Annotated in this window: 18 protein-coding genes and 3 pseudogenes; 10 read left to right on the plus strand and 11 right to left on the minus strand. The window is 61.3% G+C overall.

Annotation, left to right across the window (positions count from 1 at the left end; genetic code table 11):
• Positions 1–51: 51 nt before the first annotated feature.
• On the plus strand, positions 52–186 hold the full coding sequence (locus IPF85_RS24835; protein ID WP_343410735.1) for a hypothetical protein: 135 nt from the start codon (positions 52–54) through the stop codon (positions 184–186).
• 63 nt (positions 187–249) lie between these two features.
• Here IPF85_RS24835 and IPF85_RS24840 read toward each other — a convergent pair whose 3' ends face one another.
• The gene (locus IPF85_RS24840; RefSeq protein WP_343410736.1) at positions 250–423 is read right to left on the minus strand and encodes a hypothetical protein; all 174 of its coding nucleotides are present in this window, start codon (positions 421–423) and stop codon (positions 250–252) included.
• A 63-nt stretch (positions 424–486) separates the two neighbouring features.
• Between IPF85_RS24840 and IPF85_RS24845 the strand changes: the two genes are divergently transcribed.
• The 6 genes from IPF85_RS24845 (at position 487) to IPF85_RS24870 (ending at position 3710) form a co-directional block, all read left to right on the plus strand.
• Positions 487–699, plus strand: a complete 213-nt coding sequence (locus tag IPF85_RS24845; RefSeq protein ID WP_343410737.1) for a hypothetical protein — start codon at positions 487–489, stop codon at positions 697–699.
• Between the two features lie 822 nt (positions 700–1521).
• Entirely contained in the window at positions 1522–1761 is a 240-nt protein-coding gene (locus tag IPF85_RS24850) for a hypothetical protein (RefSeq protein ID WP_343410738.1), read from the plus strand.
• Positions 1762–1783: 22 nt separating this feature from the next.
• Complete coding sequence (locus IPF85_RS24855; protein WP_343410739.1) at positions 1784–2431, plus strand: caspase family protein; 648 nt, start codon at positions 1784–1786, stop codon at positions 2429–2431.
• Positions 2395–2862, plus strand: a complete 468-nt coding sequence (locus IPF85_RS24860) for a hypothetical protein (RefSeq protein ID WP_343410740.1) — start codon at positions 2395–2397, stop codon at positions 2860–2862. The genes IPF85_RS24855 and IPF85_RS24860 overlap by 37 nt, the downstream gene beginning before the upstream one ends.
• Positions 2838–3299: a hypothetical protein gene (locus IPF85_RS24865; RefSeq protein WP_343410741.1), complete on the plus strand. Its 462-nt coding sequence runs from the start codon at positions 2838–2840 to the stop codon at positions 3297–3299. Before IPF85_RS24860 ends, IPF85_RS24865 begins: the two co-directional genes overlap by 25 nt.
• A gap of 84 nt (positions 3300–3383) precedes the next feature.
• On the plus strand, positions 3384–3710 hold the full coding sequence (locus IPF85_RS24870; RefSeq protein WP_343410742.1) for a hypothetical protein: 327 nt from the start codon (positions 3384–3386) through the stop codon (positions 3708–3710).
• Positions 3711–3780: 70 nt separating this feature from the next.
• Here IPF85_RS24870 and IPF85_RS24875 read toward each other — a convergent pair whose 3' ends face one another.
• The 6 genes and pseudogenes from IPF85_RS24875 to IPF85_RS24900 form a co-directional block, all read right to left on the minus strand.
• Positions 3781–4287, minus strand: a complete 507-nt coding sequence (locus tag IPF85_RS24875) for a hypothetical protein (RefSeq protein ID WP_343410743.1) — start codon at positions 4285–4287, stop codon at positions 3781–3783.
• Between the two features lie 222 nt (positions 4288–4509).
• Positions 4510–4653: a fibronectin type III-like domain-contianing protein gene (locus tag IPF85_RS24880; protein WP_343410744.1), complete on the minus strand. Its 144-nt coding sequence runs from the start codon at positions 4651–4653 to the stop codon at positions 4510–4512.
• Between the two features lie 40 nt (positions 4654–4693).
• Entirely contained in the window at positions 4694–5623 is a 930-nt protein-coding gene (locus tag IPF85_RS24885) for a glycoside hydrolase family 3 C-terminal domain-containing protein (protein ID WP_343410745.1), read from the minus strand.
• Positions 5624–5777: 154 nt separating this feature from the next.
• Positions 5778–5981: a glycoside hydrolase family 3 N-terminal domain-containing protein gene (locus IPF85_RS24890; RefSeq protein ID WP_343410746.1), complete on the minus strand. Its 204-nt coding sequence runs from the start codon at positions 5979–5981 to the stop codon at positions 5778–5780.
• Between the two features lie 83 nt (positions 5982–6064).
• Positions 6065–6280: pseudogene (locus IPF85_RS24895) on the minus strand (glycoside hydrolase family 3 N-terminal domain-containing protein); the annotation flags it as partial.
• Positions 6281–6388: 108 nt separating this feature from the next.
• Positions 6389–6538: a hypothetical protein gene (locus IPF85_RS24900; RefSeq protein WP_343410747.1), complete on the minus strand. Its 150-nt coding sequence runs from the start codon at positions 6536–6538 to the stop codon at positions 6389–6391.
• A gap of 324 nt (positions 6539–6862) precedes the next feature.
• Between IPF85_RS24900 and IPF85_RS24905 the strand changes: the two genes are divergently transcribed.
• From IPF85_RS24905 to IPF85_RS24915, 3 genes and pseudogenes are all read left to right on the plus strand, one after another.
• Entirely contained in the window at positions 6863–7210 is a 348-nt protein-coding gene (locus tag IPF85_RS24905) for an AraC family transcriptional regulator (protein ID WP_343410748.1), read from the plus strand.
• Between the two features lie 23 nt (positions 7211–7233).
• Complete coding sequence (locus IPF85_RS24910) at positions 7234–7506, plus strand: AraC family transcriptional regulator (protein ID WP_343410749.1); 273 nt, start codon at positions 7234–7236, stop codon at positions 7504–7506.
• A gap of 88 nt (positions 7507–7594) precedes the next feature.
• Positions 7595–7822: pseudogene (locus IPF85_RS24915) on the plus strand (AraC family transcriptional regulator); the annotation flags it as partial.
• Positions 7823–7922: 100 nt separating this feature from the next.
• On the opposite strand, the pseudogene IPF85_RS24920 reads toward IPF85_RS24915, so the two are convergent.
• The 4 genes and pseudogenes from IPF85_RS24920 to IPF85_RS24935 all read right to left on the minus strand — a co-directional run bounded on the left by IPF85_RS24920 (position 7923) and on the right by IPF85_RS24935 (position 10149).
• Positions 7923–8884: pseudogene (locus IPF85_RS24920) on the minus strand (aldo/keto reductase).
• Between the two features lie 22 nt (positions 8885–8906).
• Positions 8907–9368: a hypothetical protein gene (locus tag IPF85_RS24925; RefSeq protein WP_343410750.1), complete on the minus strand. Its 462-nt coding sequence runs from the start codon at positions 9366–9368 to the stop codon at positions 8907–8909.
• Complete coding sequence (locus IPF85_RS24930; RefSeq protein ID WP_343410751.1) at positions 9365–9517, minus strand: hypothetical protein; 153 nt, start codon at positions 9515–9517, stop codon at positions 9365–9367. The genes IPF85_RS24925 and IPF85_RS24930 overlap by 4 nt, the downstream gene beginning before the upstream one ends.
• Entirely contained in the window at positions 9511–10149 is a 639-nt protein-coding gene (locus IPF85_RS24935; protein WP_343410752.1) for an MFS transporter, read from the minus strand. Before IPF85_RS24935 ends, IPF85_RS24930 begins: the two co-directional genes overlap by 7 nt.
• Positions 10150–10345: the final 196 nt, after the last annotated feature.

The following is a 10345-nucleotide window of genomic DNA, read 5'->3' on the forward strand; positions in this document are numbered from 1 at the left end:
GTGACGCTGCTGGCAGGAACCGTGGTATAGGTGGACAAAGGAGGAGGAACAATGACGCAGACAACGAGTAGCCCAACGCAGCGGCCGGCGCCGCGCGGCCAGCAGCCGGCGATGAGTGACGCCGCTGCGCTGCCCGCCCCGACGACTCCCGACACCGGCGCAGCCGAAGACCGGCGGAACGGGTAAGCCTTTGTCCGCGAGGAGAGGACAACAACATTCCCGGTACGTTGTTGCAGCCTGGACAGGCGTTCACCAGAATGTGGTGCTGCTGCGCAATACGGGCACCTGACTACCTGGGACACCGGCTACCGGCCGACGCTGGATGGCGGCAGCCCGCACAAGCACGACATCGTTTGTGGCGGCGCCCGCGACCACGCCGGGCGCAAAGGCGCGCTTCGCCGTGAACTGTCGCGCCGGCAGCAAGCGGCTTCCAGAAAGAGCACCTGAGAACTAGTCAATCCGACCGGCCAGGCCTTCGGCCCGGAGGTGTGGACGGGATCAGGTGGCCGCGCCGTTGCGGACCAATGGGGCGGCGCAACCGCAGCCACCGCCCGCTACAGAAGCATCCTCGCCCTGCCGCCGGGCGCATCGAGCACGGTACGAGGCGGTGATCCGCTTACCTGGAACCGCTACGGCGGCATGTTGCTGGAGGAGGCGCAGCGGCTCAACATCGACCCGGCTGTGGCCATTGCCGTGTGACGCGACCCCGAATCCGCCAGCGACGGCTTCGAGAATGGGCGGATGAAGATCGCTTTGAAAACCACATCTTCCAACATGTGACCGGGGCAAGCACAACCCTGCAGTTTACGCAGCATTTCGCCTTCAATCCTGGCAGGGGTTTGAGAACATCGGTAAGCGCCAGGCTTCCCCAACGATTGCGTGGCAACCTTGCCATCAGAACCAGGAGAACGAGTGGCAGGTGTTCAGTTTTGACCGCCGCCTGGATGAACGCGACCTTTAACGCCATCAACGCCGGGCGCGCACGGATCATAAGGCTTCAAATCACACCTCAATCGGCTCCGGCCCGATTAGGCCATGTTCGGCACCTTTGCAGGCGATGCCCGCGCCCAGTTGGCCAGCCTCTTCGCTTCATGAGAGTCAACGGGCTGGTGCAGGCCAATGCGCGACAGAATTCGCAGCCTTTGCGCGTCTACAACAGGCCAGGCAGGCGGGTACTGCTGCCGGGCTGATAAGAGATTGTGTGCTTTGCCAGCGGTAGGAAGCGTCGGGCGGGGTCTCACCCAGCAGATGGCTGCCCGCTCGCCGCAGCCAGCCACCGGACAACCGTCAACCGAGAGAAGATCCGAACTCCTGCGCGGCATGGAGCAACGTTGGCAGGGCTTCCGGGCCAATCAGGTGATGTTCAGCCAGGTGCTGCGCGTTCCTCAACCCGTACTGGACCACGGTCTGGATGTACCGCGTTAACTCTTCTTTGGTGGGCATCGCCGCCTTTGTGCTGGCCGGTTTCGCCCCCTCTTCCAGGCCAACTTCAGCGCGGCGGCTTTCTTGGCGGGTTGAGCATTGTGGCCTTTCTCCAGCTTCTTTGTCAGCAAGCCCTTGCAGGCGCTGGAAGAAAACCTGCAATTCATCACCTGGCTGGGCATCATCTACAACTCCTACTGGACGCGACTCGTCCAGGCGCAGGACCCGGCCACCTTCGAGCAGGTCGTCCAAGATACGACTGAAGATGCCATCAAGCAGATCAAGGAGTTGATGGACAAACACACCGAGCGCAGCACCAACCGGCCGGGGTTACGGTAAGGGAAATAGGAATAGAACGCGGATGACGCGGATTTGGCGGATTTGCGCGGATTTCTTGAAGCGCGACCAGTGGCCGACTTACCGCAACATGGTGATGGCCTTCAAGCAGGTCACTGCGATGGCCAGGCCCGGCGACCAGGTCTACATTCACTATTCCGGGCATGGCGGGCGCACCATCACGGCCTACCCGGAGATCAAGGGACCGACCGGCGTCGACGAGGGGCTGGTGCCGCTGGATATCGGCGACCCCAACGCCCAGTATCTGCGTGACATCGAGCTGCACACGTTGATCCAGAACCTGGTGGACAAGGGCGTCGTGCTGACCGTGGTCTTCGACTGCTGCCACTCGGGCGGCGCAACGCGCGCCCTGACCCAGGGATCCAACGGCGCCCGCGCCCGCGGCATCGGCAAGACCGACATGACCGTGCGCCCGCTCCAGCCCATCGTCGCACCCCTGGACGACCCGCTGCCGCCTGGAACGCCACGGCGGGGGCGGCACGGTCGATTAAGCCGGCCAGTGGCTGGCTGCTGGAGCCGTCCGGCTACACCTTCCTGGCCGCGTGCCGCGCCAACGAGTCGGCCTACGAGTTCCCCTTCAGCGGCACGGAGAGCAACGGCGCGCTCACCTACTGGATGCTCGACACCCTGCGCAGCGCCGGGTCGAACCTGAGCTACAAACAACTGCATGACCGCGTGCTGGCCAAGGTGCACAGCCAGTTCGCCGCGCAGACACCGATGCTCCAGGGCGAGGGGGACGTGCGCGTCTTCGGCGTGGAGCGCATTCCCGCGCAGTACGCGGTGCCCGTGCTCCAGATCAACGCCTCGGGCGACGTAGTGCAGATCAACGCGGGCGAGGTGCAGGGGATCAAGCCGGGCGCGCGTTTTGCCATTTTCCCGTTGGGGAGCGCCGATCTGAGTGATCTGACGGCCAGCATCGCCCAGGTCGAGGTAACGGATGTCGGCGACGTGGATTGCTTTGCGAAGGTGGTCAAGGCGACGAGCACTGCTGGGCTGGGACGCAGGCGCGCAGGCGGTGTTGCAGGCGGTCACGGACATAGATTGCAGGCGGCGTGTTGGTGGACATCGCCGACGCAGCGCTGAAGAAGGCTGTCATAGCCGAAATCCAGACCAACGGCAAGGGGTTTGTGGCGTTGGCCGGGCCTGATGCGCCGGTCGACTTCCAGGTGGCCGTCAACGCTGCCGGGGAATTCGAGATCCAGGATGCCGGCGACGAGCCGATCCCCAACCTGCGCCCGCCGGTGAAGGCGGATGCAGCGGGCGTCGGCAAGGTGGTGCAGCGGCTGGTGCATCTGTCAAAGTATGCAAATGTGCGCGAACTAGATGTGCCAGACAAGAGCGCCCCTCAAAATATCGAAATTGCAATTTCGGGCGCACAGTCAGTTACAGACGGCTCGGCGCCGACATATCGTGATGGGGACCGCGTCAAATTGACCATCACCAACACCCAACAACCCAATCCGGCCGATCCCAACGACCCGGGGCGCATGCAATATCACAGTGATGGCACTCGGTTCTGACTGGGCATCAGCCAATTCTACCCGGACTTGGCAGGTACATTCGAGACCCTGGATCCAGGTGGGAAAGTCGAAAAAGAGATAGACTTGTATCTGCCTGAAGGCTACAGGGAAAACACCGACATCATCAAGGTATTCGCAACACGAGCAACTACTCAATTTCGCTGGTTGGAAATGCCCGCACTCGACCAGCCAGACCCGATCGCAGGTTTGAAGCGAAAAGGAATCGGCGATCCCTTGGCTGACATCTTCGCTGCCATGACTGGTGACGCGACAAAAACGCGCGCACTCAAGCTGGTTTCCCCGCGGCAGGCTGAACGGCGCTGGACGGTGGCCCGAGGGGAGTTGACGGTTAGGGGGGTAGGGGAACAACTTCAGGTTGACGGCGCCAAACCTGAAGCACACCCGAGATAGGGGAAGCGGGTATTATGGAGTCTACCCAAGTTTGAGGTGCGCGAATATTCTGGGAACGGGCCAAAGTGTCCTACAGATGTACAAGGGGCGGCTGGTCCATTCCCCAGAATATCGCAGGTTCCGTCCTCTCTGCCGGTTCGTGGTCGATCTCCAAACGGTTCCTCAGCTGCGCGCCCAGCAGCAACTTCATATAATCGTACTCCGGCGTACGATCGACAAACAGGATGTGCTTCTCTGCGAATTTTCCCCGATCCCATGTCCCGTCGTCGTAGTGCTGATAGAGGTCGTCGTAGGCTGTCGCAGAAACAATGAAGGCATCCAGATCGATGTCGTTGCGGCCGCTGCGCTGACCGATGTCCTGCGCCAATGCTGGCAGCTTCTCATGCAGCCGTGCCTTTTCGTCGTGCTGATACGCCGTGGCATGGAGCATCCCGTGCGGCTCGACAAAGACGATGCGCTGGCGGTTTCCACCCAGGATCCAGAGGATGAAGTCTGGATAGAAGCCCTTGCCAGAAAAGAAGCTGACGCCTTTGCCTTTGCTGAGGTTGCGCAGCAGGTAGAGTTCCTTGCCGGCCATTGCACACATCCAGGACATCTTCCATACACGCAATGTAGTCGCCATTCGGTTTACTGATGCACCATTCCTTTGTCACCCAAGGCTTAAGTTCGTTTTTTTTAGAAACCGGCGAATAGTCTCAGGCGCAATGCTATCGACGATTTCAGCCTTAACCACCTGGTCGGCCAACAGCCGAGTGTCCACCGGGCATGGCCCTCTTGTTCCCAACCTTGCGCTGTAATACTAGGCGACCACCTCAAACTCGGCGTGAAGCGTCGCCAGGGAATCGCCTCCAACCCAGATATCGAAGGCGGCTGGCTCTTGCAGCCACTGGCCGGCATTCGTGCTCCAGTAGCGCAGCTCCTCCGGGCCAAGCAGGAAGGTCACCGTTCTCGTCTCGCCCGGCTGGAGGGTGACGCGAAGCCCTTCAATTCGCGCATCGGGCGCGAATCGCTGCCCCAACGCTGATGGATGTAGAGCTGGGCCACTTCGTCTCCGGCCACTGGGCCGTGTTGGTCACATCCACGCTGACAGTCACCGCATCGCCCACCTTGACTTGCGCCGCTGAAACTCGCAGGTTGGCGAAAGCGAAGGTCGTGTAGCTCAGACCGAAGCCGAAGGGATAAAGCGGCGTCGGCAGACCGTCCCAGTAGCGCGGGTTATACATCCGGCTGCCTTCCGGCGAGTGGGTCAGGTTGCGCGCGTAGTAGAGCGGCGCGTGACTGCCCTTGCGCGGGAAGCTGACCGGCAGTTTGCCGCCCGGATTCACGGCGCCAAAGAGGATGTCGGCCACCGCATGGCCGCCTTCGCTGCCAGGTTCCCAGGCTTCGAGGATGGCAGGGATATGCTCGGCTGCCCAGTTGATGCTCAGCGGGCGCCCGTTCAACAACACCAGCACGACCGGCTTGCCCAATGCCGCGACGGCCTTGAGCAGTTCCTCTTGCCGCCCCGGCAGGTCGAGGCACGCGCGTGAAGCCGCCTCGCCGGCCATCAAGTCCGTCTCGCCCAACACCATCACAATCTGGTCGGCGGCGCGGGCAGAGTCCATTGCCAACTGGAAAGCGACCTCGGCATCCTCTGGCGTCTGCGCCGGTTTCCGGGTCTCGCCAGCCATCAGGCTCTCGAACCAAGAGGGGATATCGCGGCGGATCTCCGGGCCAGGCGCGTAGGTCACTGCGGCATCCGGCAGCCTGGCGCGGATGCCGGCCAGCACGGTCACGGGCCGCAGGCTGATGGCCGAAGACCATCCACGACCCTCGGTGGCTGCCATCGAGTCGGCCAGCGGGCCGATGACCGCGACCTTCTTGAGATCCTGCTGGAGCGGCAGCAGACCGCCCTCGTTTTGCAGCAGCACCATCGAGCGCTGCGCGGCCACCGCGGCCGGCGCGGTGCTCGGGCCGCGCCACCACCTGCGCCAGCAGGGCCTTCATCCACATACGGACGCTCGAACAGCCCCATCTTGACCTTGAGCGCCAGGATGGGGCGCACCAGTTCCTCGATCTCGGCCACGGTCAGGGCGCCCTCTGCCACCAGTTCAGCGACATGGTTGGTGTAGGTGTAGCTGGACATGTCCATGTTAAGCCCGGCTTTGATGCCCGCAGCGCAGCCTCGCGCCCGTCGCGGGCATGGCCTTGAATGACCATGTTGCCCACGGCGAACGCGTCCGACACCACAAAACCATCGAAGCCCCACTCATCGCGCAGGATTTGGCGCAACAGGAAGCGGTTGCCACTAGCCGGGACATCGTTGGAGGATCCATGTAGGCGCTCATGAAGGTGGCCACCCCGGCCTCGAGCGCAGCCGCAAAGGGGGGCAGGTAGATGTTGCGCAACTGGGTTTCGGACAGGTAAACCGGGTCATAGTCGCGCCCACCATCTGCGGCCCCGTACCCGGCGAAATGCTTGGCGCAGGCGAGCACCCGCTCCGGGTCCGCGCGATCGTCGCCCTGGAAGCCGCGCACCTGGGCGGCAGCCATCGCCGCCGGGGAAGATGGTGCGATAGCCGTGGATGACATCCAGGGCAAACAACAATGGGATGCCAGCAGGGCTTTCCTCGACTGCGATCTTCTGCAGTTCGTTGAAGCGTCTGGTGTCGTTCAGCCACAGCACTGAACCTGCCCCGCCTACGCGAATTGCCCTTCGGCTTTCGGCCCTGGCGCGAAATCGGCGCCGCCAACCTGGTTGAGTTGCCCAATCTTTTCTGTCAGGCTCATCCGTCCCAGCAGCGCTTCGACGCGTTCGGCAACGTCGCTCTCCGTATTCCTTATTTGCATCGGATTTCCTGACCTTTCACTAAAATGCCATTTGGCGCATCTGCACGTCTCAGTATACCAGGGCTTACGGAGGCTGAGCTTGTCAAGCCGGCTTCGACAAGCTCAGCCTCCGTAAGTCCCGTCGCATCTTTCACGATTCTAGCAGGATGCAGCGCAGAATGGTAAGATGTTTTTCTAGCAGCCTTGTACAATCCTGCAAATCTTGCAGAAAGGATAACTTTTTCAATCTGTAGGGGCGCACCCTTGCGGTCGCCCGTGCGGGCAGGCGCAAGGCCGTGCCCCTACCACGGATAATTGAGAAGATACCAGAAAGGTGTATCGAAAGTGAGTGCAGCAATCACGATAGATTCCAGAGACATCGCGCAGGCGCCGTCTGCGGGCGCCAGAATGCAGACCAGCCAGCATGAACTGATCAAGTGCATCAAACGCACCGTCGGCGCCGATGGGACGGTTGAACCGCTGCCGGGGCTATCCATTCATCGCTCCTCGGCGCCCGGGGAGCCGCTGCACAGTGTCTATGACCCGGTGTTTTGCGTGATTGCCCAGGGCAGCAAAGAAGTTTTTCTCGGCAGCGAACGCTATCTCTACGACGCGGCGCACTATCTGATCGTCACCGCCAGTCTGCCGGTCGCCGCACGTGCTCGAAGCATCGCAGGAGCGCCCCCTACCTGAGCCTCCGCCTCAAGCTCGATCCCTTGCTGGTCAGTTCGGTCATGGTCGAGGCCGGCCACACGGCGCTGCCGCAGCGCGCCAGCGTGCGCGCGATCAACGTCAGCCCGCTGGACACAGACCTGCTCGACGCAGTGGTGCGGCTTGTCCGCAGTCTCGATGCCCCTGCCGAAGCCCGCTTCCTGGCGCCGCTGATCACGCGCGAGATTGTCTACCGGCTCCTGGCCGGCGAGCAGTGTGACCGGCTGCGCTACATCGTGGTGCAGAACGGCAACACCCATCATATCGCGGGCGATTGAGCGGTTCCGCGACAAGTGCTCGACCGGCCGCTGCCGATCGAGCATGTCGCGCAGGAGCTTGGCATGAGCGTATCGAGCTCACCACCACTTCAAGGCTGTCACGGCGATGAGTCCGCTACAGTTTCAGAAGCGGCTGCGACTGCAGGAGGCGCGCCGGCTGATGCTGGGCGAAGCACTTGACGCGGCCAGCGCAGCCTTCCGCGTGGGATATCAAGACGCGTCGCACTTCAGCCGCGAGTACAAGAGTCTCTTCGGCATCCCGCCGCTGCGCGATGTCCAACGCTTGCGCGCGACCGCCAGCGAAGCCATCCATTGATGTACGGTTGGACTATCCCGGATTCTCGGAGATCGCCGATCTTCCGGGATGGATTCCCTGAACCAGCGTTGAATCGTCTGGTTTTGGGTGTATCTGAGCGTCACCAGGCGTAGGCATTGGGCGCTTCACCACCAGGCCCAGGGAAAATCTCATCCAGCTTCTGCAATACTTCTTCATCGAGCACAATCTCGGTCGCGCGCACGGCGCTCTCCAACTGTTCGATGGTGCGTGGGCCGACGATGGGTGCGGTGACAATGGGATTGTGCAGCAACCAAGCCAGCGCCACCTCGCCCGGCGGATGCCCGATTTCCCGGCACAGTGCCTCATACTTGACCAACTTGTCCGATTTTCAGTGACCTCTTTTTCAAAGTCGGCGCCCTTGCGCCGACCAGTCTCTGATTTTCCAGTGCGCCGCCCAGCAAACCCCCTGCAAGCGGGCTCCACGGGATGACCCAAGCCATAATGGCGACAGGCTGGAATCACTTCCAATTCGATCATCCGGTTATTGAGATGGTAGATGCTCTGCTCGCTCACCAGACCCAACATACCGCGTTTCGATGCTTCCTGATTGGCAGTGGCAATGTCCCAGCCCGCAAAATTGCTGGAACCTGCATAGACGACCTTCCCCTGATCGATCAAACTGCCAAAGGCTTGCCACGTCTCACCCCAGGGGCAATTTCGGTCAATATGATGCATCTGATAGAGATCGATCCAATCGGTTTGCAGTCGTTTGAGACTGCCTTCGCAATGTTGCGAATTTTGGCAAGCGGACAGGCTGCGACCGTCGCTGTTCACCTCTGGCAGATTCGCCTTGCGCGTCACAGGGTTGAACACCTTGTCGCCAGCACCGTGGCATCACGGCGCCCCGCCACCCTGCGCAAACCAGCGGCCAACGATCTCTTCCGTATGGCCATGCTCTACTGCCCAACCGTAGACATCGGCGTATCGAAAAGTTGATGCCCAGTTCAAGCGCACGATCCATGATCTTGTAGCTATCTTCTTCAGTTGTGTGCCAGCAAAATTCATTGTGCCCAGACAGAGGGTGCTTACAAGCCCACCCATGTGCCACCCAGGCGTTTGTGTGTTACTGCCATTGTTCGTCTCCCTCTATTGACTCGAATATTGATAGGATTAACCAGCCCGCACAGATGCGCACCATTGCCAGCAGCCGATTGGCCCGGGCGCCTGCCCGCTGCGGTCCGCGAGCCAGAGCCAGCCCGCCGATGAGCAGCAGCACGATCGTCAGCAAGAAAGGCAGGTTGTTGTTGATGCTGGACAGCGTGCCGGCGATCCACCCCGAAGGGGCCGGGAGAAGAATGACGCCCACGTAGAGAATCGACTGGATGCGCCCGTTCTTGGGGTCGATGGTCAGCACGATCAGCTTGTCGATCAGCGGGCTGACCGCAGCAAAGGCGCACGCCTCGACGAAGACGCTCAGAATGAGGATGATGTAGCCCTGCTCCGGGGCCAGGATCAGCAGAACCTGGGCGGAGGACGCAAACGCCAGAAACCGGCACCATGGGCCACTGAAATACATTTTGCTCATGCGGCATCACAAAAGAAGAAGCTCAGGCACGATGGCCGACTTGACAAAGGGAAGATGGCGAGATACTGCGGCGGCACATTCAGCTTCTCAGTCACGAGAATCGCCCAAAAGCTGCCGTTGATCATCCCGACGATGGCGACGATCAACATGATGCCGCCGGTGTAGAGCGTCTGGGGTGTTGCAGGATGTCGCTGACGACGCCGTGATATTCACCCAGCACCGAAAAGATGCTCTGGCCGCGTCTCCGCCATCCGCACTTCGCCCTGCCCCCCGTTTCTTCCGTCATCAGATAGGTGAGCACGGCCTTGAGTGTAAACATGACGGCGGCAAAGAGATAGAGCACCTGCATCGTGGGGATCAGGGAGTAGCGCGCCACCAGGATGCCCGCCAACGGCGCCACGAACCCAGCGGCTTGATTGGCGATATGAATCCAGGTGTAGATTTCCACCAGCTGCGTCTGGTCGGCGTCCTCCACCAGCAGACAGGTCCACGAGTTCATCGTCACGCGCCAGATGCTGTTCATGATGCCGGCGGCGAGAAACCACCAGATATTCTGCGAGAAGGCCCAGATCAGGGCCGGCACAGTCCAGGCGAGGATGTCGAAGATCAGCGTGGTGCGCCGGCGGCCCAGCTTGTCGGTGATGGCGCCACTGAGCAGCGCCCAGAAGACTTGGAAGCCCCAACTGACACTCAACACAAGACCAATGTTCTGATCCGTCGGGCCAGCGCCACCATGTAGACCGAGGCGTAGGGTGCGATCAGGTTGTGGGAATGCCCACAGCGGCTCGGTGTAGACGCAGCAGGTTGCCGGTGAGCGAACGGAGCGTAACGATCAGAGAGTGTGACATGGAGCGACGCCATCCATAAAGCAGCCTTGCCGGTGGTAACGACAAGGCGCAAACGCTATGAAAACGATTTCAGTCATCATACCCCAGACAGCGGGAATCGGGCTAATTTTGCCTGCACTCACCAGGCGG

The organism is Candidatus Amarolinea dominans (assembly GCF_016704685.1).
Classification (GTDB): Bacteria; Chloroflexota; Anaerolineae; order SSC4; family Amarolineaceae; genus Amarolinea; species Amarolinea dominans.